Consider the following 21714-nt stretch of genomic DNA (forward strand, 5'->3'; position numbering starts at 1 on the left):
TCTGGTCAGGCTTGGCTCTGGCGGCGCAGGGCGGCCGGGGTCACCCCGAGCAGACGCTTGACCACGCGGGTGAAATAGGCCGGATCCTCATAGCCCAGCCCGGCGCCGATCTGCTGGATCGACAGGGTGGAAAACAGCAATTGCCGGCGCAGTTCGAGCGCCAGCCGCCGCTCGATCACCGCCAGGGCTGAAATGCCCAGCACCTGGCGGCAGACCCGGTTGAGATGGGTAGGGGTAATGGCCATGCTGGCGGCATAGTCGGCGATGCGCCTGGTGTCGCGGAAGCGGATATCGACCAGCGAACGGAAGGCCGCCACATGCAGCCGCGCCTTTGCCGCCCCCGCATTGGGCGCTGCCGGCAGGCTGCGGCCGCGCTGCAGCGCCACCTGCAGCACGGTGAGATGGGCGCGCATGGCCAGCTCATGGAACGAACCCGGCCGGTCGGCTTCGGCCAGCAGCGCATCAAGCGCGGCGTCGATCGCCGTGGTGCCGGCATCGATCACCCCGGCGGACGGGCTGTCGATGGCGTCACCCAGATCGCGCTCGAGCAGCGTCACCACCAGGCCCTCGACATTGTTGCTGAAGACATAGGCATGCACCGTCAGCGCCGGCACGACGACGATCACTGGCGGGCGGAGCTCGAAGCCGATCCCGTCGAGGGTGGCATATCCCCGGCCATGGGTGAGGCTGAGGATCTGGAAGAAGCGCTCATGGCGATGGGGGGCGATGCGATAGTCGTGCAGCGCGCTGCGCGACTGGATGGTTTCCCAATGCAGCCAGTCCTGTCGGGCGCCGGCATCGGCCTCGCCATAAAGCGCATAGGTGGGGATCCTGTCCATGTTCGGATAGTGCAAGAGATGGAGCGCCCCGTCCATTCCCCAAAGCGGCAAAATGATCATGCTGCGGTTAACCGGAGGAGAACATATTGCGCAGTCAGGTGGTGATTATTGGAGCAGGGCCGGCAGGCCTGATGCTGGGGCGGCTGCTGGAGCTGGCGGGGGTGGACGCAGTCATTCTCGAGCGCAAAAGTGCCGATTATGTCCTCGGCCGCATTCGCGCCGGCGTGCTCGAACAGGGCACGATTGCACTGATGGACCGCGCCCAGGCGGGCCAGCGCATGCATGCAGAAGGCCTTATCCATCAAGGGGTTGAGCTCAGCTTTGACGGCGACAGAAAGCGCATCGACTTTGCCGCGCTGATCGACCGCCATGTCATGGTCTATGGCCAGACCGAGGTGACGGCCGACCTGATGAAGGCGCGACAGGGCCGCACTCTCTACGAAGCCGAGGATGTCGAACTGCATGATCTGGACGGAAAACCCTTTGTCACCTTTCGCCAGGACGGGGTCACGCAGCGGATCGACTGCGACTTCATCGCCGGCTGCGACGGCTTTCACGGCGTGGCGCGGCAGAGCGTGCCGGCGGCCGCCTTGACGACCTTTGAGCGCGTCTATCCCTTTGGCTGGCTTGGGGTTTTGGTGGACCAGCCACCGGTGGCCGAGGAGCTGATCTATGCCCATCACGAGCGCGGCTTTGCGCTCTGCTCACAGCGCTCGCATACGCGCAGCCGCTATTACGTGCAGGTGCCGACCGACGAAAAGGTGGAGAACTGGTCGGATGACCGGTTCTGGGACGAGCTGCGGGCCCGGCTCAACCCGGCCACGGCCGAGGCGCTCAAAACCGGGCTTTCCATCGAAAAATCCATTGCGCCGCTGCGCAGTTTCGTCGCCGAACCGCTGCGCTTCGGCAAGCTGTTCCTGGCCGGCGACGCGGCCCATATCGTGCCGCCGACCGGGGCCAAGGGGCTGAACCTGGCCATGAGCGATGTCGCCGTATTGGCCGACGCGCTGATCGAGCACTGCGTCGAGAAATCGTCGGCGGGGATCGATGGTTATTCGGCCAAGGTATTGGCGCGCATCTGGAAAGCCGAGCGCTTCAGCTGGTGGATGACCAGCCTGCTGCATACTTTCCCCGATGCCGGCAGCTTTGGCCGCCGCATCCAGCGGGCCGAGTTCGACTATCTCTCCGGCTCGCTGGCAGCCCAGCAGAGCCTGGCGGAAAACTATACCGGCCTGCCCGACTGAGCGGGCCGGACGGAGATTGCCGCTAGCCGACCAGTTTCCGGCACAGCAGCTTGATGGCCGCGGTCATGGCGGCTTCGTCGGGGGTCTTGAGCGCAATGCCGTAGGCGGCGGCGCAGATCACTTTGGCCAGCATGGCCGGATCCGGGGCGCCGGCAGCCTGCAGGGCGGCGGCGATTTCGGCTTGGGCGCGCAAGTCCGTGTCGCGGACCCGGATCCCCGCCCGCCGGTGCTCGCTCATGATCTCGGCGGCATGCGGCGAACCCTCAAGGGACCGCGCCAGGCTGGCATATTGCCCCGCCAGCGCATTGCCGATGCGATCGGCAATATCCCCGGGCCCCTGCATGCCCCTATCATAGGCGGCCAGCAGCTCGTCCATCATGGTGTCGACAATGCCGGCAAAGACGGCGTCCTTGTCGGCAAACTGGACATAGAGCGTCGGCTTGGCGATCTGCGCCGCGCGCGCAATGGCCTCCATGGTGGTGCCGCGCAGGCCATGGCGCAGCACCAGAATACGGGCCGCATCGAGGATGCGCCGCCGCTTTTCCATCATCCGCTCGTCAACCGCGTCAGCCAATGTTCGAATCCGTCTTGAACTGATTGAACGAACATAATATATTTCGTTCAATTCGTAAAGGAGATCAGCATGACCGACCGTGTTCTCGTCACCGGCATATCCGGCTTTCTCGGCGGCCATGTCGCCCTGCAATTGCTCACTGCTGGCTACACCGTGCGCGGCAGTGTGCGCAACCTTTCCAAGGCTGACAAGGTCCGCGATACGCTGACCAAGGCCGGCGCCGACACGTCCCGCCTCGAATTCGTGGCGCTGGACCTGCTGAGCGATGCCGGCTGGCGCGAAGCGATGGATGGCGTGCGCTATCTGCAGCATACCGCCTCGCCCTTTGCGCTGGAAACCCCCAAGGATCCCAACGACTTCATTCGCCCCGCCGTGGAGGGCACGCGCCGGGCCATTGAGGCGGCGCTGGCCGCCCGGGTCGAGCGCGTGGTGCTGACCTCCTCCATCGCCGCCATCCAGTATGGCCAGGCTGACTATGCGCGCAGCATGACCGAGGCCGACTGGACCGATGTCGACAGCCCCACCACCGGCGCCTATCCCAAATCCAAGACGCTGGCGGAGCGCGAGGCCTGGCGGCTGATGGACGCCGCCGGGCGCCGCGATGACCTGGCCGTCATCAACCCGGCCGGCATTCTCGGACCGCTGCTGGACGAGGATCCCGGCACCTCGGCGACGATCATCCGCCGCCTGCTCGACGGCAGGCTGCCGGCGGCGCCAAAACTGGCGATGTCGCTGGTCGATGTGCGCGACGTGGCGGCGCTGCAGGTCGATGCCATGACCAATCCGGCGGCCGGCGGCCAGCGCTGCATTGCCTCGGAAGGCACCTACTGGATGAGCGATGTGGGCCGCATGCTGCGCCCGGCCTTTCCGGATCGCCGCGTGCCGACGGGCGAATTGCCCACCTGGCTGCTGCGCATCGCCGCGCTGTTCGACCGGGATATCCGCGACAATCTGCACGAACTGGGCACCATGAAGCGCGTCGACGGCCACCGCGGCAGCGAACGCCTGGGTCGGCCGCTGATCACTTCCGCCGACGCCGCCATCGCCACCGGAAGGAGTCTGGTCGCGCATCATCTGGTGTGAGCGCGGCCGGCGGCAGGGAGGCCCCTACTTGCCGATGACCGGGGCGAGCCGGGAGTGCAGCAGTTCGCCATTGTTGCTCAGGATCGAATAGGCAATGCCGCTGAGCAGCGAATTGATGCGCTTGAGGCCGTGCAGCGTCTCCAGATGCAGGTCGCTGGTCTCGATGCTCGTGACATTGCCCTCGCGCAAGCGGGCGAAGTGCTGGGCCATGCTGCGCCGTTCCAGCGCCCCGATCTCGTCCTTTTCGATGACCAGCTGGCGGGCGGATTCGGTATCGGCGGAGACCAGCACGTTGAGCGCGAGCTGCATATTGCCCAGCACGCGGGCATGCAGGTCCGTCAGTTCCTGCCAGCCCTGGTTGGAGAAGGTCAGGCGCCGCTCCAGTTTCTGTTCGGCGAGGCGCAGCAGGAGCTTGGCGATGACGTCGGCGGCCTGCTCGAGATTGGTGGCAAAGCCGGCCAGATTGGCGGCGCGCCGGCTCTGCTCCTCCTCCATCTGTTCCCAGTCCAGACCGGTCAGGTAGAGCTTGATCTCGCGGTTGGCGCGATCGACTTCGGCCTCCAGCGCCTTGATACGGCGAATGGCGATCTTGTCGCCGCTGCGGTAGATGTCCATCACCGGCTGCAGCATGACCTCGACCACTTCGCTCATGCGCAACAGTTCGCGCGTGGCGCTGGCCAGCGCTGAATCGGTGCTGCCGCCCCGGATCTGTCCGAGCGCGGGACTGCGAAGCCGGGTGATATCGGTGTCGCTGCCTTGGGGCGCGTCGGTGACGAAACGATCGGCCAGCCGCGCCACCAGCGGCGTCAGCGGCAGCCCGGCCAGCATGACGAACAGGTTGAAGGCGATGTGCAGGACACTGGCCTGTTGCCCGACATTGCCGGGCAAGGTCGCCAGACTGGCCTGCAGCAATTGCAGCGCCAGCAGAAAGAGGATAGCGGCGCCGCCGCGCAAGGCCACTGCGCCAATGGCGATCCGTTTGGCCCGAATATCGGCGCCCCGGAGCATGCCGAGCGGGATGAGCGTGCCGCCCAGATTGGCGCCCAGGACAAAGGCCGCAGCGACCTCGGTCGGGATCAGTCCCGTTGCGCCAAAGGTGATGATGACCAGAATGGTGGCGACGGACGAATAGGACAGCCAGGTAATGAACGCGGCGGCGAAAAAGCCGGTCCAAAGATCGCCTCGAAGATAGTTGAGCGCGCCTTCGAGAGCGCCGCTTTCGCGCCAGGGCGCGGTGGCTTCGGACACCATTTCCAGCGACAGCAGCACGAAGGCGACGCCCAGCACCATGCGGCCGAGCTGCTTGCTCTGCCGGCTGTTGCCACGCAGGAACAGCAGGCCGCCAATGATCATCAGCGGCGGGGTCAGCAAGGTGAGGTCGAAGGACAAAATGCCCGCCACCAGCGCTGAGCCGAGATAGGCGCCCAACATCAAAGCCAGCCCGGTGCTGCCCGACAGCAGACCGCCGGCGGCGAAGCCGGAGGCCAGGACGGACACGGCCGTCGAACTCTGCAGCGCCACTGCCATGGCCGCGCCGGACGCGGCAGCGGCAAGGCGGTTCTGGTTGGCGTGGTTGAGCAGACGTTTGAGCTGCGCGGAATAGGCGCGTTCAACCGCCGTGCGCACCATGCGAACGGCCCAGAGTAACAGCACAATGGCGGCAATCAGATGCACCGCGATGAAATACATCGAACCTCCCCGGCTCGGCACCGACCATCAAGAATTGTGACGTCGTCAGTTCCGTTGCAACGCGGGATCGCCTGGCCGACCTGTCGAGACGTCGAGCCCGCCAAACCTGGCTGCTGGATGCCCGGATGTCTCGACCGGGCAGACGCCCGTTGTTGCATCGACAGCCGATGCAGAGCGCTGATGGTAGCGCGTCACCAGCCTGTGCCGCCAGCACCAATCCAATGGATCGACGGCATCAGGTTGCGGCTTTCGTCGCGGCGGCAACCAGGACGAAAGCCCAGGCGAAAAGGGAGCCACGAGAGAGGCTTGCACGTCTATGCCAGCCCCGTTTCAGGGTGGCGGAATGTCGATTTCGGTTTGCAGGCGCGACAGACCGAAGCGGTTGAGACGCAGTTCGATATCGACCAGCCAGGTCCCGGCGACCGGAATGGTCAGCGGATCGATGCGCCAGATCCCGTCGATCCGCCGGGCCTCGGCCGCGATCGGCTCAATGCCCAGGCTGGGCGAACTGAGCGTCACACGGGCAGCAAGCGGCTCGAGTGCCACGCCGGCCATGTCGGTCAGGAACAAGTCCATCACCACCGGACCGGCACGGCCGGGCGTGATGGTGATGTCGGCCATGGCGACATCATCCATGGCATGGGCAAAGAGCGGGGCGCTGATCGCCGATGCCTGGGCCACCTGGGACAGCGCCCGTGGCGGCGGGGTAAACCGCCAGCCGGAGACCAGCGCCAGAATGAGCAGAACGAGGCCGATTTCGGCGGCGATCGACTGTCGCAGTCGCAGGCGCGCCGCGGCCTGACCCCTCAGGGCCCGGGCGGTCAGCCTGATACGGTTGATCAGAGCCAGGGCAAACAGCAGCGCCAGCAGGATCAGCTTGGCCGCCAGGATCAGCCCGTAGGACGCCAGCCAGGCCGAACCGGGGGGCCCGAGCTGGATGATGGCCAGGGTGACGCCGGAGACGATGACGGGGGCGACGGCAAAGGGGATGAAACGGGAAAACTGCACCAAAGCAAGGTCAGCGCGGTCGTCAGGCTGACGCAGCCAGAACCAGAGCGGCAGGAGGGCGCCGATCCAGAACAGGATGCCGGCCAGATGCAGCGTGACTGCAGTCCGGGTCAACCATTGCGGCTCAGCGGCACCGGCATGGCCACTCAGAGCCAAGGCCACGGCAGCCAGTGCCCAGGCCAACCAGCCAGCGGCCCGCGCCCTCGGCCACAGCAGGGTCACCCATGCCAGGGCCAGAGCCAGCGAGACGGCCATGACCGTACTGCCATAGCTGGTGGCATAACCGGCCATCCAGGGCCGGGCCGTTACCAGCGCGTCGGGCGCCAAGCCTAGCGCATCGAGTCCCTGCAGGCCAAGGCTGAGCGGGGCAACCAGCAGGCCCAGCCCCGACAGGATCATCGACAGCTGACGGCCTTGTCGTGGCAAGGGCGCGGCCAACGCAAAGATCGCCCCGCCGGTGCCAAACAAGAGCGTTGCAAACAGCAGACCCTTGGCCGCCCAGAGCGCCAGGGCGGTGACGCGGCTGGATGTAGGCAGGTCCGCCGCGGCCGAGCCGCCGGCGGCGCCGATCGAGAAGACGAGCGATCCCGCGACGGGATGGGAATCCACCGAGACCGCCCGCCAGCTCAGCACATGGGTGCCCTCAGCCAGACCGGATGGCAGTAGCACCGTCATCGTCTGGCCGCTGCTGGTCTGGTCGAGCAGGTCGAGGGCGCTCCCATCAGGCCGAATCAGGCTGATGGAGAGGGCGCTGACGGGTTCGTTGAAGGCCAGTTCAAGCTGGCCCGGCGCCGACGCCGCAGTGGCATTGGCCAGCGGGTTGGTCGAGAGCAACTGGGCATGGGCGAGGGCCGCGTTGGTGGTCGCGAGCGACAGCAACACAGCCAGCAGCAATCCGCCGAGGCGCATGATCATGGATGACATGGCATATCCCAGTGGAAGGGGCGCGGGATCGGCTCCCGCGCCCGATGTCACTTAGTGGCCGTGGCTCTCGCCGGCCGGCATCAGTTCAAGGCTGGGGGCCGGCATGTCGACGCCTTCGGCGCCGGTGGTGTCGATCCAGGCTTCCTCGCCGGTGGCGCATTCCTGGATGGAGGGGAAGTAGAAGGTGCCGGGCTCAAGCGTATCGGCAAAGGTGCCGCGGAAGACGAATTCGTCGTAGAACTCGTTGGGCAGGTTGCCGCCCGACCAGACGATTTCCTTGACGCCTTCGGTCACCTCGGTGCCGTGATTGAGATAGGTGTTCTCATAGGGACCGGTCACGATGTCCAGGTCCCAGCCGGCCTTGGGCATAGGCTTGACGGCAAAGAAGCCCTCGGGGATCAGGATGCGAACGGTGTGGGTGGCTTCGGTGCCGCAGCCATGGGGCACGCGCAATACGGCCTTGTAGCTGGCGCCGATGACCGCTTCTTGCACTTCGAGCGTGGCATGGGCGAATGCGGGAACAGCCAGGGCAGTCAGGGTTGCAACAGCGATAGCAAGGCGAGAAACAGTGCGGATCATGACGATCTCCAGTCAATAGAGCAGGTCTGAAAGGCGGCCGATGGCCACCGTTAAGGGTTCAGACCGCGACTGGAGGGGCGCGCGATTGCCCGAAATGCTCGGGGATTGATGGCTTAAGGCCGATTGTGGCAACAGCCCACGCCATCGGGATGGCTGGCGTCGGCACGATGATCCGTACCGGAGCTGGGGCAATGGCGGCAAAATCCTGCTTGCCGAAACCGGTGGCGGGACATTTGACGATCGTTGAGGTCTTGGGGTTGCCATCCTCGTCCTGGACCAGGGGCGCACAGACGGACCACGCGGTCAGCGTCTCAAAGCCCAGCTTGTCGAGATCGCGCTGCAGGCCGGCGGCTTGATGCAACGGCAGGAGCAGCGTCAGGACATAGATGGCCAATACGGCAAAAGCCGTACCCAACTCCCTGGTCATGCTGCGCCGTCGAAATGCCATGTGCCCGCCTCAGATTGGCAGATACCTTGCCGGCATATGAACGACAAGGACCGAATTGCCGCAGTGGGATGCAGGCCGCGCCTGGTCCAGCGGTCCGCGTAGATCCTGCATTGCTCGACCGTCAGGTGCGTCGAGATCTGGATGCTTGATTTGATCGATGTCAGGGTGTTGGCGGCGCCCGTGCCATTACATGGCGCAGCCGCAGGGGAACGGCATGCCCGCCCAATGGTTCTGCTGGGAACCCAAAGGAGAATGCTCATGGCCCAATATGACCTGCTCTACTGGTCCGTGCCGTTTCGCGGCCAATTCGTGCGTGCCGTCCTGGCCTTTGCCGGCAAGGACTGGAGCGAAGCCGGCGACAGCGAAATTGCCAGGCTGATGGAGCGGCCGGTGGCCGAGATGCCGGTGCCGTTCATGGGGCCGCCCGTGCTGATCGACAAGGCGGCCGGCCTGGCGCTTTCGCAGATGCCGGCCATCATGCTCTATCTCGGCGAGACACTGGATCTGCTGCCCGCCAGGGCCGGATTGCGTGCCCTGAGCATGAAGGTGGTCAATGACGCCAACGACGTGATCGACGAGTTGAGCCTCAATGGCGGTCGCGACATGTGGACCGAGGAGCGCTGGCAGCAATCGATACCGCGCTTGCGCAAGTGGATGACAATCTGGGAGGAGCTTGGCCGGCGGAACGGCTTGACGGCAGCGGGCGGCTATCTGCTGGGCGGGGGCAGGCCCGGCATTGCCGACATCGTCACGGCGACGCTGTGGACCACCATTGCCGACCGGTTCAGCAGGCTGGCGGCGCTGCTCGCCGAGACCGCACCACACACCCTGGCCCTGTCGCGCCGTCTATACGCCCTGCCCAGCCTGGCAGCGCTGACTGACAAAACCCGCCGTGACTATGGCGATGCCTATGCCGGAGGCCAGATCGGCCAGTCCATGGCTTCGGTATTGAACGAGGGAGGCGGCGACTAGGTCCGGGCAGACCTCTGCAATGGCCGCTGCCCGCGGGTCGCTGGCTGCCCAGGGCTTGGCGTAGCATGAAGCGCTATGGTCCAGCGGCGGGCAAGGGCACACAGATGGGGACCGTCCAAGAGTTCCCTATGCCCGGGGCTCACTGTGACGGCCCGCCGGGCTGGCTGACAAACCAGGCGATCAATTCGGCGGTGTTGGTGACGCCTACCGATCGCGCCAGACGCAGGCGATGGGCCTCGATGGTCCGGCGGGACAGCCCCAGTTCATCGGCGATCGCCGCATTGGTCTTGCCTTGGGCGACGAGGATGAGGATCTGGCGCTGCCGGCCGGTCAGCGTGAAGGCGGTATCGGTGACGGGCCGGCTCATCGGCTCGAAGCAGTAGATGGCGGCGGCGAAGGGATCGGCGGCATTGCTTGAGCGGCCGGTGACGCGGCACCAGAAACGCTGCCCATCCGCACCCGCCATGATGCGCTCGTCGTGATAGACCGCGACGCCGGGCAGGTTATCCCGCCACATCTCGCCGGTGCGTACGAAATCGGCGATGGCTGGATAGAGCCGGGAGAAGCTGGTGTCGCTGAGATCCTCGCGCCCATAGCCGAAAAGGGCAGCAAACTCGGCATTGCAGTCGCGGATGATACGATGGGTGGCAAATACCATGGGGACGGGAATTTCGCCCAGGGTGAAGCGCAGGCGCGGAACGGTGGCACTGTCTGACTGAGCTGGCGGCATAGGGTATAAATACGACTAACCGGCCTGACCGGACAAGTCCTAACCTTCTGGTCATGGGCGTGCCGCGGGGAGCGGCTTGGCCGATAATCAACAAGACGGCGAGGAGATGGCTTTGCAAAAGGTCTATGCGGACGCGGTGACGGCCATGGCCGGACTGCTGGCGGATGGCATGGTGATCATGTCGGGCGGCTTTGGACTATGCGGCATTCCCGAGGCGCTGATCGACGCGATCAGGCTGTCGGGCGTCAAGGGTCTGACGGTGATTTCCAACAATGCCGGGGTCGACGGCATCGGGTTGGGGACGCTGCTGGAAACCCGGCAGATCGCCAAGATGATCTCGTCCTATGTGGGCGAGAACAAGCTGTTTGCCCAGCAATACCTGTCGGGCGAACTGTCGCTCGAATTCACCCCCCAGGGCACGCTGGCCGAACGCATCCGGGCCGGGGGCGCCGGCATTCCGGCATTTTTCACCAAGACCGGCGTGGGCACCGTCATTGCCGAGGGCAAGGAGGTGCGCCGTTTCGATGACGAGGACTATGTGATGGAGCGCGGGCTGGTGGCCGACCTGGCCATCGTGCATGCCTGGAAGGGCGATGCCGAGGGCAATCTGGTCTACCGCAAGACAGCGCGGAACTTCAATCCGATGATGGCGACGGCCGGCAAGGTGACCATCGCCGAGGTCGAGCACCTGGTCGCGTTGGGCGAGATCGAGCCCGACCAGATCCACACGCCCGGGATCTTCGTGTCGCGGCTGGTGCATGTGCCCAACCCGGTCAAGCATATCGAGCAGCGCACGGTGCGGCCGCGCGCCCAGATGGAGGCAGTGTGATGGCCTGGACACGAGAACAGATGGCGGCACGCGCCGCGCACGAACTGCAGGACGGCTTTTACGTCAATCTGGGAATCGGCATTCCGACGCTGGTGGCCAACTACATCCCCGCCGGCATTGACGTGCGGCTGCAGAGCGAGAATGGCATGCTGGGCATGGGGCCGTTTCCCGTCGAGGGCGAAGAGGATGCCGACCTGATCAATGCCGGCAAGCAGACCGTGACTGAGCTGCCGATGACGAGCTTCTTCTCCAGTGCCGACAGCTTCGGCATGATCCGGGGCGGGCATATCGACCTGTCGATCCTGGGCGCCATGCAGGTTGCCGAAAATGGCGACCTGGCCAACTGGATGATCCCGGGCAAGATGGTCAAGGGCATGGGCGGCGCCATGGACCTGGTGGCCGGCGTCAAGCGCGTGGTGGTGGTGATGGAACATGAAGCCAGGGGCGAGCCCAAGCTGCTCAAGGCCTGCACCCTGCCGCTGACGGGGCAGCGCGTGGCGGACCTGGTGATCACCGACCTTGGCGTCTTCACCCTGGAGCGGCGGGGCGCGCCAGCCATGGTGCTGATCGAACTGGCGGACGGGGTCACGGTGGCCGAAATCACGGCCAAGACCGAGGCGCGGTTCAGCATTGGGCAGAACCTGAAGGAGCCAGCATGAGCGATATCGTCATTGTCGGGGCGGCGCGCACGGCTGTCGGGGCCTTCATGGGCAGGCTCGCCAGCGTGCCGGCGCATGAACTGGGCGCCATAGCGATCGCGGCAGCTTTGCAGCGCGCTGGCGTAGAACCCGGGGCCGTGGACGAGGTGATCCTGGGGCAGGTGCTCACCGCCGGGGCGGGGCAGAACCCGGCCCGCCAGGCGGCAATGCGGGCCGGCGTGCCGCAGGGGGCCACGGCCTGGAGCCTCAACCAGGTCTGCGGCTCGGGCCTGCGGGCGGTGGCGCTGGGCATGCAGCAGATCGCCGCCGGCGATGCGCAGATCATCGTCGCGGGCGGGCAGGAATCGATGTCGCTGGCGCCGCATTGCCAGCAGTTGCGGGCGCCGGCAAAGACGGGACCGATCACACTGGTCGATACCATGATGGTGGACGGGCTGATCGACGCCTTTGGCGGCTTTCATATGGGTATCACGGCCGAGAATGTGGCGCGGCAGTTCGGCATCGACCGGGCGGCACAGGACAGTTTTGCCCTGGCCTCGCAGCAGAAGGCGGCGGCGGCGCAGCAGGGTGGACGGTTCAGGGCCGAGATCGTCCCGGTGACGGTCAAGACGCGCAAGGGCGATGTGGTTGTCGACAGTGACGAGTATATTCGCGCCGATAGCAGTGCCGAGGCGCTGGCCAGGCTCCGTCCGGCCTTTGACAAGGAGGGTACGGTCACCGCCGGCAATGCCTCGGGCATCAATGATGGGGCGGCTGCGCTCGTGCTGATGCATGCCGATGAGGCGGTGCGGCGGGGGCTGACGCCGCTGGCCCGGATTGCCGGATGGGCCACGGCAGGTGTCGATCCGGCGATCATGGGGACCGGGCCGATCCCGGCATCGACCAAGGCGCTGGCAAGGGCGGGCTGGAGCGTCGCCGATCTTGATCTGATCGAAGCCAATGAGGCCTTTGCCGCCCAGGCCTGCGCGGTCAATCAGGCGATGGGTTGGGACCCTGCAAGGGTCAACGTCAATGGCGGCGCCATTGCCATCGGTCATCCCATCGGCGCATCGGGCGCGCGTATCCTTGTCACCCTGCTGCACGAACTGGCGCGCAGTGATCGCCGCAAGGGCCTGGCAACGCTGTGCATCGGGGGCGGCATGGGCGTAGCGCTCTGCGTCGAGCGGCCTTAGACCACGCCGCGCATTACCCAGCCAGAACTCAGTGCTGCCACCTGCTATAATGGTGGCGGCACCCATGGCCGCCACCGCCACAACCGTTACAGCAGACTGGCAGCGTTGGATGAAACCAGTTTGGTGATGTCGGCCTTGGGTAGCTGCAATTCGAGCAGGTCACTGACGATGGCCTGATATCCCTCGACCGGGCGCGGCATGTTCACCAGACCCAGGTCCGATCCCAGTATGGTCATGTCAACGCCAGCTACGTCCACGAGCCGTGTCAGGTCCGAGGCATTCCACTTGGCCGGGCCACGCTGGTTCGGGATGAACATGCAGATGGAGTGTTCCATATAGACGCCGAGTCGCGTCAGCTCGCGGATATCGTCGTCACTGCAGCCGATGACATAGGTTGGATGATTGACCATCATCTTCCTGATGCCGCGCCGCTTGGCTTCGGGGAAAAGCACCTTCAATTCATCCACGGACAAGTGTCCGCCGGCCAGGATAATGTCGCCAGCAGCAATGACGTCGAGAACTTCATTGGTCTCTTTGGTCAGCTTGCCGTTCTCATCCAGCACCGACAATGGAATAGGCGGCAGCATGGGGTTGGCGCTCTTGGGATAGTTCTTGGTTTCGCTGGCACTCTTGTCGATATGATTGGCCGCCGCGAAGGTCGGCATCCAGACAATCTTGCCGCCCAGCTTGACCGCATGATCGACGGCGTGCGGATTGATGCCGCCACTGGCATTGTTGAGCGCGACGCCGGAATAGAGCCTTACACCGGTGTCGGGATAGAGCGTTTCGAGCAGCTGGGCATGGGCCATGCCAGGATAGAAATGGTCCTTGTAGACCACGGCGGCAAACCCGACAGCCGCGGCCTCGACCATGGCCTCGTAATGGTTGAGCAGGCGCGGAAAGACGGCTGGACCGCTATGGCAATGCAGGTCGACGGCGCCGACAAGCAGTTCGGAGACTTCGGCATTGCGTTCGGCTACGTTGGTCTGGGTCAATTGTTGGCACTCCCGAAAAGCAGATTCATGATGCGGTCCCGTCCGGCACCGGATAGTCGGCGGCATTGAGCACCCAGCCCGGCTTGGCGGAGAAATCGGCACGGGGCGGGCTGAAAATGTCCACCAGCAGGTTCTTCACGGGGTCCATGGACCGCGATGTGTGGATGGCGGGTGGCGGGATGACGGCGACGGAAGGGGCGGCGCAAAGCTCGGCATCGTCGGGCCGCCACTGGTTGAAATCGGCAATCCAGGGCCAGCGTAGATAGTGGATGAAGGAGCCGGCCAGGCAGAGCGAATACTGCTCGAAATCCTGATGAAAGTGGGGCGACATCTTGGTGATGTCGCGCGCACCGCTGCCGCCCAGAAAGTTGATCATGATGGTCGAGCAGCGAAAGATCCGCCCGAAACGCCCGGGTTGGGCGGCGACGTCCAGGCTATAGTTGCGGAGCTTGTGGCCGCCGACCGGATCGGGCCATGCCACAAAGGGCGGCACATTGGGGTCGCGCTCCGCATAGGAAGCAGCATTGGAGCACTTGGCGACCAGGTCAGTGGCGCGCGTGGTTATCAGCCGGATCACTTCGCCATCGCCCTTGAGGCGAACCTCGCTGGGGCCAGGCGGCACCACGACAATGCAATAGCCGTCGACAGAGATGGTTTCTCCACCCCAACGGATTTCCACGGGCGTATTCGGGTTGGGCAGCAGAACGATATACTCGTCGTCCTGCTTGTCCCGGCTGAGCACCAGACCGGCCTTGCCCATCGTATGGGCCACCACGAGGTTTTGGCCCCGCGCGTAATAGGTGGCGCTGCCATCAACGATCTCCTGGGCCGGAGCATCGTAGAAGCGGGCATATTCCGCGCCCTTATAGGCCGTCGGCGCGGCGGCAGTGGCGACCGCGCTGGCAGTGTTGAGGCTCGCGCGTGGATCGGTAGCTGCGTACATGGTGGTTTCCTCGGTCGGCAGGTTCAGTTGGCTGCGGCGCTGAAGTCAGCGCGGATGCGGGCGGCGCTGGTGCGCAGCAGCCCTTGATCGGACGAGACGATGAAAGCGCTCGCTCCCTGGCTGCGGAAAGGTGCGATATCGTCAATCGTACCGACCATGACGCAGACGGGTTTGCCGGCCTTGCCGGCTGCCGCCATGATGCGGCTGACGGCGTCCCTGACCACAGGTTCGCCGACGTGTTGCGCCCCGAGCGAGACGGTCAGATCGCCTCGGCCGATGAAGATACCGTCGAGTCCGGCCACCGCCAGAATGTCATCGATGACGGCGATGGCCTCGCGGTCCTCGATCATGGCAAGCACGGCAATGTCGCGGTCCTGTGCCTCGATATGCGGCCACATGCCGGTGGCGCCATATCCCCCGGCCCGAGGTGAATTGGAAAATCCGCGGGCGCCGCCACGATAGCGGCTGGCATTGACCACGTTGCGGGCAATTTCGGCCGATGCCACATGTGGCACCAGCACGCCATTGGCGCCACAATCGAGCACCGACTGGATATTGCTGGGCGCCGAGGACTGCACCCGCACCAGGCCGGCGATATTGCTGGCGCGACACCCCAGCAGGATCTGGTCGGTGGCGGCGCGATCGATGGGCGCATGCTCCTCGTCGATAACAACGAAGTCGAAATGCGCGCCGCCCAGGATCTCTGCGGCGTGGCTGGTGGGTGTCTTGACGAAGGCACCCAGCAGTTGATGGCCGGCCTTGAACCGGGTTGCAAACTCCGTCGGTAACATATTCCCCTCCCGCGGGTCGTCTTGTTCTGGTCAGTCTGCGTGGTTGGCGGTAACCCGGCCAGTATCGTCTGCCGTCCATTTCACCGCGTGAAATACTGCCGCGCCGCGATCAGGCCGCCGGTTTCACCAGCTTGAACACGGCCTGGACCGACGCCACCGCAGCCCCGTTCACCTCCACCAGGCCGTCGAGAAACACCAGCGAGCGCGTGCGCCGGGTAATCCGGCAACGGCCGATCATGAAATCGAGCGGTTTTACCGCGGCAAGGAACTGCACGTTGAGCTGAACCGTCACCGACCTGGCCGGCGGCGCCTGCGGGCCATCGGCCAACCGGATGGTTTCGATCAGCGTGCCGCCCAGGGCCTGATCGCAGAAGGCGGTCAGGGCGCCGCCATGCATATTGCCGGCATTGTTCAGCGTATTGGGCGTACACAGCATGCCGAAGATGAAGCCGTCCGCCTCCTGCTTCTGCCAGAACGGCGCAATGACGTCGAAAAAGGGGTTGGACCGGCGCTGGGTCCAGCCGGCCCGCGCCGGATCGAAAGCGTCTGGCGCCGTCTGATTGCTGTCGGACAGTGTCATGCGGCCGCCCTGGCAGTCTCGAGCGAGAGCATTTCGCGCGCTTCATCCGGCGTGGCAGGCTCGGCGCCCAGTGCCCGGATGATTTCGACCGCGCGTTCGACCAGCGGCACATTGCCTTTCGCGAGAACGCCGCGATCGAGAAACAGGTTGTCCTCCAGTCCCACGCGGCAATGGCCGCCCAGGATGACAGACTGGGCAACCATGGGCATCTGGAACCGGGAAATACCGAAGGCCGACCAGAGCGTACCGGCCGGCACGAGCGAACGCATCAGCAGCATTGCCTCGGTGGTGGCGGGAGCGCCACCGGCTATGCCGAGGCAGAACTGGAAAAATGGCGGCTTGGGGAGATGCCCCTCTTCGAGCAAGCGAACGGCGACGCCGACATGGCCGATATCGAAGACCTCGAGCTCGGGCTTGACGCCAGCGGCCTGGATAGCCTGCGACATGGCAATGAGATGCGGCCGGGTATTGACTATGGCCCGCTCGCCTATGTTCATCGTCGCCACATCCAGCGTGCAGATATCTGGCCGAAGCCGTGAGACATGATCGGTGCGGACATGGGGCGGCTGGACCGTCTGGCTCGCCGTGCCTGACTCGTCCAGTGGCGGATCAAAGCTCGCACCGACCCCAGCAGTGAGGTTGATGATCACGCCCGTATCGGCGGCCCGAATGCGCTGCATGACCTCGTCATAGAGTTCGAGCTTGGAGGACGGTGCTCCCGTCTCGGGGTCACGGACATGGATGTGCACCGAGGCAGCGCCCGCACGGGCAGCACCGATCGCCTCATTGGCGATTTGCTCGGGCGTGATGGGCACGTATCGGCTGTTCTTGGACAAGGCGGCGCTTCCCGTAACCGCACATGTCAGTATCACTCTGCGCTTCATTCGATCCTCATCTGCTTTGCTGTTTGATTGGCCATAGCCAAGCCGCGCCCAAACGATGCGAGCGTGGCCGGCGGGATTTGTTCGATCCGTATTAGTAGCGGGGACCATGCAGGTTGTGCATGTCGACCTCGATAGTGGTCGCAGCAGCAAGCATGGGCTGGACGACGCTTTGGAGGATGCGTTCCGACGGTACCGCCGTCCGGTAGAAACCCACGCCCAGGCAAGCCGAGCAGCGTTGCTGGTCGATGATGGGCACGGCGACGAATTCGAATGTTCGGCGTCCGCCACCGACGCGGGCATAGCCGCGTTCCCGGATCGTCTCCAAGTCGCGCATGAGCCTGCCGACATCGATCGGCCGCCCCTGGTCCCGGCGCTGCTGGGCCACTGCGTTTATCAGCAGAGCGCGCTCCTCATCGTCGCAAAAGGCGAGGTAGCACTGGCCCATCGCCGTCAATTCCAAGTCGAGAAACTGATGCAGCACCGGAAACGGATAGGCCCAGGGACTGATCGGCGCCGTGGTAAAGCTGACGAAGACGTGGCCTTCGCGCAAGGTGCCCAGGCTGACAGGCCACTTTATCTGGTTGGTCAGCGCCACGGCCCTGGGCCGCGCCGCCTCGATCAGCAGCGGCGTGCCACTAAATCCAGATGCCAGCGATACCACCTTGGAGGTGACGCTATAGCCGCCGACAAAATTGTCGCGCACCACATAGCCCTCGCTGATCAGCGTCTCGAGCATCCGGACGATGGTGGACTTGGAAAGGCCCGTCGCCTGGTGCAGCGTGCCGACAGTGGCGATGCGCTGGGTGTTGAGGGTCTGTAGCAGCAGGAGCACACGGCGCGCGGATTCGACGGGAGCGTAGGATGCCTTGTGGTCGTCCACGCTGCCTCGCAAAGAATTGGCCCTGCAGTGAAGGTCGTTGTATTTCGGCAATTCGGCCGAGCTGACGGGTCTCTCCTTCAGCGCACTTTCCAACATCGGGCAACTCCTCCGCACCAGTTTGGCTACCGATGTCTGGAGGCAGGCTACTTCCGGCCACTCGAGGGAGCCAGCGCGTTCTGACCTTCATTTCATTGTGTGAAATGGATTCACACATGCCGACGTCTGCCAAAGGTCAGGGCGATGATGGAAGCGTAGCAGGCCGCCAGGGTGGCAACCGCAACAACCGGCACCACCATGCCCACCAGGGATGCCGTGGCACCGACGACGAAACTACCCACCGCCGGACCACCGCGGATGATCATGCTGTAGATGCCCATGACCCGGCCGAGCTTGCCCGGTTCGCTCTCCAGTTGCAGCAGCGCCTGCCCCGCTATACCGGCATACATGTTGGCAAAGGACATGCAGAAGATGGCGATGAGCCCGATCTCGAATCTGGGTGCCAGCCCGAGGACGGCAAGAGACGCTGCCGAGCATAAAGCCGCAAGAGCAATCCGGGCCGCACTCGGCCTCTCGGGCGGGCGCAACAGTGTTATCGTGCCCGACACCACCGAACCCAGCGCCGAGGCGGCGGTGAGCTGGACGAAGCCGTCGATGCCGCGGGAGAAGAGGTTATCGGACACGGCAGGCAAGAGCTGCAGGACGCCGCCAACGCTCATGCCTGAAGCCGCCATCAGTCCAAGGGCGGCGAAAAGCCCCTTGTTGCCGAAGACATAGCGAAATCCGTCGGCGACCTTTGAAGCGGGCAGCATGTCGGCCCGCCGACCAGCTTTCGTCTGCACGCGGATCAATGCAAGGGCATAGGAAAAGCACGCCATGGCCACCGCGCTTACGGCGAAGGTGACACCGACATTGACCTGGCTAATCAGGAAACCGGCAATGACCGGGCCGACGAAACGGGCGAGATTGAAGCTCAGCGCGTTTACCGCCACGGCGGCGTGCAGATAGTCCGGCGGGACGATTTCCCGGATCAGCGATAGCCGGGCCGGCTGTTCGAGGCTGCTGGATATGCCCAGCACCAGGGTAAGGCCCATTAGGACCTCGACACTGGCAAGCCCCAGCCAGCACAGCACCGCCAGTGTCAGTGATTGAGCGATCGCCACCGATTGGGCCCAGCGCAAAAGCTTGATCTTGTCCCGCGCGTCCGCCATCGAGCCGGCAAAACTGCTGAGAAAGATCGCCGGCAGCATATCGGCGGCGGCGATCAATCCCAGCCAAAGGGGGGACCTGGTCAGTTCCCAGGCCAGCCAGGCAACGCCGATCTTCTGCACCCACATGCCGAGGACGGAAATGATGCTGCCGACTGCAAAGCGGCGATAATGCACATCTCTCAGCGCCTGCAGGGGGTTGTAGCGCGGGGGCTTGCCGACGCTCATGGCAGCCGCCAACAGAGAGGTTCGGGTCCGGCTTCCGGCAAGCATCACCTGTGAAACGGGGCGGGTGGGGCCGCCCAAAACGCGGCTCGTAAAGGGTTCGACCGCCGCTGAGAACTAGGCGGAGAGACCCCGCCAGTCCATTTGAGCCTTCACTGGATTTCGTCAGATGAAACGGCATTCGGCAGTCGGGGGCGACCATGGCGCCGCCCTCTCAGTCCTCGACGAACACTTCACGGCGACTGTTGCGGATGGCCGGGAACAATACGGCAATTAGGGTCACTGCGGCGACGAGCAGCAGGCCGGCGGTGATGGGGCGCTGGATGAAGCTGAGCGGATTGCCATCGGCCAGCAGCATGGCGCGACGGAGGTATTCTTCCAGCATGGGGCCGAGCACGAAACCGAGCAGCAAGGGCGCAGGCTCGCAGTCGAGCTTGGTCAGGCCATAGCCCACCACGCCGAACACGGCCATCACCACCAGATCGAAAGGATTGTTGCCCACGCTGTAAACACCGATGGCCGAGAACCCGATGATCGCGGGAAACAGCATGTGGTTGCGAACCGACAGCAATTTCACCCAGAGCCCGACCAGTGGGAGGTTAAGGATCACCAGCATCAGATTGCCGATCCACATTGAGGCAATGACGCCCCAGAACAAGGTGGGTTGTTCATTGACCAGATTGGGACCTGGCGCCACACCCTGCAGCATCAGCGCGCCGATCATCAGCGCCATGATGGCATTGGACGGAATGCCGAGCGTCAGCATGGGAATGAACGAACTTTGCGCGCCGGCATTGTTGGCCGATTCGGGGCCGGCAACGCCTGCTATCGCGCCGTGACCGAAGCGTTCGGGGTGGCGGGATATCTTCTTCTCCAGCGCATAGGAGGTGAAAGCCGAAAGCATCGCGCCGCCGCCCGGCAGAATGCCCAGAATCGAGCCCAGCAATGTGCCGCGCATGATCGGACCGGCTGATTCCTTCAAGTCGGCCATCGAGGGCATCAGGCCGGTCACCTTGGTGGTCAGCAAATCCCGTTCCTGCTCCTTTTCCACTTCAAGCCCGCGCAGGATCTCTGCGATGGCGTAGACGCCCGAACCGAAGGCGATGATGGGAATGCCGTCAGCCAGGTCGAGCGTTCCCAGCGTCAGGCGCATGCTGCCGGTATAAACGTCGGTGCCAACGCAGCCGAGCAGAAGGCCCAGAACGATCATCACAAGTCCCTTCAGCACCGAGCCGTGCGCCAGCGCGATTGACGCGACGACGCCGAGCACCATCAGGGCAAAATAGTCAGAAGGGCCGAATTTGAGTGCCAGCGACGTCAGGGGTACGGCAAAAAGTGCAATGACCAGAGTCGCAAAGCAGCCGGCGAAGAATGAACCGAGAGCGGCAATGGCCAGGGCCGCGCCTGCCCGGCCCTGCCGGGCCATCTGATAACCATCGATTGCCGTGACCGCCGAGGTCGCCTCACCCGGCAGATTGATCAGGATGGCAGTGGTTGAGCCGCCATATTGAGCGCCGTAATAGATCCCGGCCAACATGATCATCGAGGCCTCGGGTGAAAAGCCGAAGGTCACCGGCAACAGAATAGCGATGGTGCCCATGGGCCCGATGCCCGGCAGCACGCCGACGGCGGTTCCCAGGAGGCAACCGAGAAAACAGAACATCAGGTTGGAGGGTTCGAGCACCGCTCCGAAACCCAGCGCAAGATTGGCGAAAATGTCCATGGCAGACCCTAACCGGTAATCAGATCGCCCCACAGGGGGATCGGCAGGTGCAGGAGGAAGTGGAAGACCACGATGCAGAACGCAGTGAATCCGGCTGAGAGCAGCAGCGACTGGCGCAGGGTGGCGAAGCGGCTCGCAAAGCTGGAAATAAAGATGGTGAGCGCCACCGCGATGACGAGACCGAGCGACCGGATGGTCAGGGCAAAGATCAGCGGCGCGCCCATGATCAGTAAGGACGACTTGACGGACGCGAACTGCAGCGGTGCGGCGGTGGATGACAAGGGCGTGAAGGCTACTGCCAGGCTCAGCAGGCCAAGGATAGCCGATAGCATGACAGGGAAGAAACCCGCCCCCATCTCCGCCGGTGTGCCAATATTGAGGGTGCGATAGGCATATATCCCGGTCGCCAGACTGAAACAGATGAAGATCGCGGCAAAGGTAATGTTCCGGCGGCTGAAGGAGCGTGGGCGGCGCTGGCGCGTCTGGTTCATCATACAATCTTCCTTGTCGATCGACGGGTGCACCGGCTCAATTTGCTGGCCTGGCCCGCCGCTTCCGCCCAGGCATAACGGTCCAGCCCATGTCGGCGCACTCTGTCATGGGCCTCTGCCGTTGGAACAGGACATTGAGGGCCTTGGCGGGGTATGGACAGCGCACCCTGCATCCCTGCACCAGGATGGCCGGCGAGGACCATGCCCTCGATCCACGCCACCTGGTGCAACGCGCTTCAGGCCGATC

22 protein-coding genes are annotated in these 21714 nt (G+C 64.3%); 6 read left to right on the forward strand and 16 right to left on the reverse strand.

Translation table 11 applies throughout. The features are described from left to right. Nucleotides 1-5: 5 nt before the first annotated feature. Nucleotides 6-839, reverse strand: coding sequence for a helix-turn-helix domain-containing protein (locus AC4NN3_RS18290; RefSeq protein WP_491928524.1), 834 nt, complete (start codon nt 837-839; stop codon nt 6-8). An 86-nt stretch (nt 840-925) separates the two neighbouring features. Here AC4NN3_RS18290 and pobA point away from each other — a divergent pair, with 86 nt between their 5' ends. After that, nucleotides 926-2083: a 4-hydroxybenzoate 3-monooxygenase gene (gene pobA / locus AC4NN3_RS18295; RefSeq protein ID WP_491928525.1), complete on the forward strand. Its 1158-nt coding sequence runs from the start codon at nt 926-928 to the stop codon at nt 2081-2083. 22 nt (nt 2084-2105) lie between these two features. Here the strand turns inward: pobA and AC4NN3_RS18300 are convergent, their stop codons facing one another. After that, entirely contained in the window at nt 2106-2657 is a 552-nt protein-coding gene (locus AC4NN3_RS18300; protein WP_491928526.1) for a TetR/AcrR family transcriptional regulator, read from the reverse strand. Between the two features lie 69 nt (nt 2658-2726). Here AC4NN3_RS18300 and AC4NN3_RS18305 point away from each other — a divergent pair, with 69 nt between their 5' ends. Then, nucleotides 2727-3740, forward strand: coding sequence for an SDR family oxidoreductase (locus AC4NN3_RS18305; protein ID WP_491928527.1), 1014 nt, complete (start codon nt 2727-2729; stop codon nt 3738-3740). A 24-nt stretch (nt 3741-3764) separates the two neighbouring features. Here AC4NN3_RS18305 and AC4NN3_RS18310 read toward each other — a convergent pair whose 3' ends face one another. From AC4NN3_RS18310 to AC4NN3_RS18325, 4 genes are all read right to left on the reverse strand, one after another. Continuing rightward, nucleotides 3765-5429, reverse strand: a complete 1665-nt coding sequence (locus AC4NN3_RS18310; protein ID WP_491928528.1) for a Na/Pi cotransporter family protein — start codon at nt 5427-5429, stop codon at nt 3765-3767. A 330-nt stretch (nt 5430-5759) separates the two neighbouring features. Further along, nucleotides 5760-7361, reverse strand: coding sequence for a copper resistance CopC/CopD family protein (locus tag AC4NN3_RS18315; protein WP_491928529.1), 1602 nt, complete (start codon nt 7359-7361; stop codon nt 5760-5762). Between the two features lie 51 nt (nt 7362-7412). Then, nucleotides 7413-7940 carry a YcnI family copper-binding membrane protein gene (locus AC4NN3_RS18320; protein ID WP_491928530.1) on the reverse strand — a complete coding sequence of 176 codons (528 nt, stop codon included), beginning with the start codon at nt 7938-7940 and terminating at the stop codon, nt 7413-7415. A 58-nt stretch (nt 7941-7998) separates the two neighbouring features. Further along, nucleotides 7999-8367: a hypothetical protein gene (locus AC4NN3_RS18325; RefSeq protein ID WP_491928531.1), complete on the reverse strand. Its 369-nt coding sequence runs from the start codon at nt 8365-8367 to the stop codon at nt 7999-8001. Between the two features lie 279 nt (nt 8368-8646). Here AC4NN3_RS18325 and gst point away from each other — a divergent pair, with 279 nt between their 5' ends. Then, nucleotides 8647-9360 (forward strand): glutathione transferase, Atu5508 family, encoded by a 714-nt coding sequence (gene gst, locus AC4NN3_RS18330; protein ID WP_491928532.1) that lies wholly within the window; start codon nt 8647-8649, stop codon nt 9358-9360. A 139-nt stretch (nt 9361-9499) separates the two neighbouring features. Here gst and AC4NN3_RS18335 read toward each other — a convergent pair whose 3' ends face one another. Further along, nucleotides 9500-10090: a LuxR C-terminal-related transcriptional regulator gene (locus AC4NN3_RS18335; protein ID WP_491928533.1), complete on the reverse strand. Its 591-nt coding sequence runs from the start codon at nt 10088-10090 to the stop codon at nt 9500-9502. A gap of 112 nt (nt 10091-10202) precedes the next feature. Here AC4NN3_RS18335 and AC4NN3_RS18340 point away from each other — a divergent pair, with 112 nt between their 5' ends. The 3 genes from AC4NN3_RS18340 to AC4NN3_RS18350 are packed head-to-tail and all read left to right on the forward strand — an operon-like array spanning nt 10203 to nt 12750. Beyond that, the gene (locus AC4NN3_RS18340; protein ID WP_491928564.1) at nt 10203-10919 is read left to right on the forward strand and encodes a CoA transferase subunit A; all 717 of its coding nucleotides are present in this window, start codon (nt 10203-10205) and stop codon (nt 10917-10919) included. Then, nucleotides 10919-11578, forward strand: coding sequence for a 3-oxoacid CoA-transferase subunit B (locus AC4NN3_RS18345; RefSeq protein ID WP_491928534.1), 660 nt, complete (start codon nt 10919-10921; stop codon nt 11576-11578). The genes AC4NN3_RS18340 and AC4NN3_RS18345 overlap by 1 nt, the downstream gene beginning before the upstream one ends. Then, nucleotides 11575-12750, forward strand: a complete 1176-nt coding sequence (locus AC4NN3_RS18350) for an acetyl-CoA C-acetyltransferase (protein ID WP_491928535.1) — start codon at nt 11575-11577, stop codon at nt 12748-12750. The genes AC4NN3_RS18345 and AC4NN3_RS18350 overlap by 4 nt, the downstream gene beginning before the upstream one ends. A gap of 86 nt (nt 12751-12836) precedes the next feature. Here the strand turns inward: AC4NN3_RS18350 and AC4NN3_RS18355 are convergent, their stop codons facing one another. From AC4NN3_RS18355 to AC4NN3_RS18395, 9 genes are all read right to left on the reverse strand, one after another. Next, a complete protein-coding gene (locus tag AC4NN3_RS18355) occupies nt 12837-13745 on the reverse strand; it encodes a DUF6282 family protein (RefSeq protein WP_491928536.1) in 909 nt (302 codons plus the stop codon). Between the two features lie 25 nt (nt 13746-13770). Then, nucleotides 13771-14688, reverse strand: coding sequence for a cupin domain-containing protein (locus AC4NN3_RS18360; RefSeq protein WP_491928537.1), 918 nt, complete (start codon nt 14686-14688; stop codon nt 13771-13773). 23 nt (nt 14689-14711) lie between these two features. Continuing rightward, nucleotides 14712-15479 (reverse strand): HpcH/HpaI aldolase family protein, encoded by a 768-nt coding sequence (locus AC4NN3_RS18365; protein ID WP_491928538.1) that lies wholly within the window; start codon nt 15477-15479, stop codon nt 14712-14714. Between the two features lie 109 nt (nt 15480-15588). Next, a complete protein-coding gene (locus tag AC4NN3_RS18370) occupies nt 15589-16059 on the reverse strand; it encodes a PaaI family thioesterase (protein WP_491928539.1) in 471 nt (156 codons plus the stop codon). Next, nucleotides 16056-16943, reverse strand: coding sequence for a beta-keto acid cleavage family enzyme (locus AC4NN3_RS18375; RefSeq protein ID WP_491928540.1), 888 nt, complete (start codon nt 16941-16943; stop codon nt 16056-16058). The genes AC4NN3_RS18370 and AC4NN3_RS18375 overlap by 4 nt, the downstream gene beginning before the upstream one ends. Before the next feature lie 91 nt (nt 16944-17034). Continuing rightward, a complete protein-coding gene (locus AC4NN3_RS18380; protein ID WP_491928541.1) occupies nt 17035-17823 on the reverse strand; it encodes a helix-turn-helix domain-containing protein in 789 nt (262 codons plus the stop codon). Between the two features lie 206 nt (nt 17824-18029). Beyond that, nucleotides 18030-19334: an MFS transporter gene (locus tag AC4NN3_RS18385; RefSeq protein ID WP_491928542.1), complete on the reverse strand. Its 1305-nt coding sequence runs from the start codon at nt 19332-19334 to the stop codon at nt 18030-18032. 133 nt (nt 19335-19467) lie between these two features. Further along, nucleotides 19468-20976 (reverse strand): tripartite tricarboxylate transporter permease, encoded by a 1509-nt coding sequence (locus AC4NN3_RS18390; RefSeq protein ID WP_491928543.1) that lies wholly within the window; start codon nt 20974-20976, stop codon nt 19468-19470. A gap of 8 nt (nt 20977-20984) precedes the next feature. Next, nucleotides 20985-21500 carry a tripartite tricarboxylate transporter TctB family protein gene (locus tag AC4NN3_RS18395; protein WP_491928544.1) on the reverse strand — a complete coding sequence of 172 codons (516 nt, stop codon included), beginning with the start codon at nt 21498-21500 and terminating at the stop codon, nt 20985-20987. Nucleotides 21501-21714 lie beyond the last annotated feature (214 nt).

The sequence above is a fragment of the Devosia sp. MDV22-iso42 genome (genome assembly GCF_058629155.1).

Coding starts and splice junctions, on each gene's coding strand:
- AC4NN3_RS18290 (WP_491928524.1), bottom strand. CDS start 839: ATGGACAGGATCCCCACCTATGCGCTTTATGGCGAGGCCGATGCCGGC.
- AC4NN3_RS18305 (WP_491928527.1), top strand. CDS start 2,727: ATGACCGACCGTGTTCTCGTCACCGGCATATCCGGCTTTCTCGGCGGC.
- AC4NN3_RS18310 (WP_491928528.1), bottom strand. CDS start 5,429: ATGTATTTCATCGCGGTGCATCTGATTGCCGCCATTGTGCTGTTACTC.
- AC4NN3_RS18315 (WP_491928529.1), bottom strand. CDS start 7,361: ATGTCATCCATGATCATGCGCCTCGGCGGATTGCTGCTGGCTGTGTTG.
- AC4NN3_RS18320 (WP_491928530.1), bottom strand. CDS start 7,940: ATGATCCGCACTGTTTCTCGCCTTGCTATCGCTGTTGCAACCCTGACT.
- AC4NN3_RS18325 (WP_491928531.1), bottom strand. CDS start 8,367: ATGACCAGGGAGTTGGGTACGGCTTTTGCCGTATTGGCCATCTATGTC.
- gst (WP_491928532.1), top strand. CDS start 8,647: ATGGCCCAATATGACCTGCTCTACTGGTCCGTGCCGTTTCGCGGCCAA.
- AC4NN3_RS18335 (WP_491928533.1), bottom strand. CDS start 10,090: ATGCCGCCAGCTCAGTCAGACAGTGCCACCGTTCCGCGCCTGCGCTTC.
- AC4NN3_RS18345 (WP_491928534.1), top strand. CDS start 10,919: ATGGCCTGGACACGAGAACAGATGGCGGCACGCGCCGCGCACGAACTG.
- AC4NN3_RS18350 (WP_491928535.1), top strand. CDS start 11,575: ATGAGCGATATCGTCATTGTCGGGGCGGCGCGCACGGCTGTCGGGGCC.
- AC4NN3_RS18360 (WP_491928537.1), bottom strand. CDS start 14,688: ATGTACGCAGCTACCGATCCACGCGCGAGCCTCAACACTGCCAGCGCG.
- AC4NN3_RS18365 (WP_491928538.1), bottom strand. CDS start 15,479: ATGTTACCGACGGAGTTTGCAACCCGGTTCAAGGCCGGCCATCAACTG.
- AC4NN3_RS18370 (WP_491928539.1), bottom strand. CDS start 16,059: ATGACACTGTCCGACAGCAATCAGACGGCGCCAGACGCTTTCGATCCG.
- AC4NN3_RS18375 (WP_491928540.1), bottom strand. CDS start 16,943: ATGAAGCGCAGAGTGATACTGACATGTGCGGTTACGGGAAGCGCCGCC.
- AC4NN3_RS18390 (WP_491928543.1), bottom strand. CDS start 20,976: ATGGACATTTTCGCCAATCTTGCGCTGGGTTTCGGAGCGGTGCTCGAA.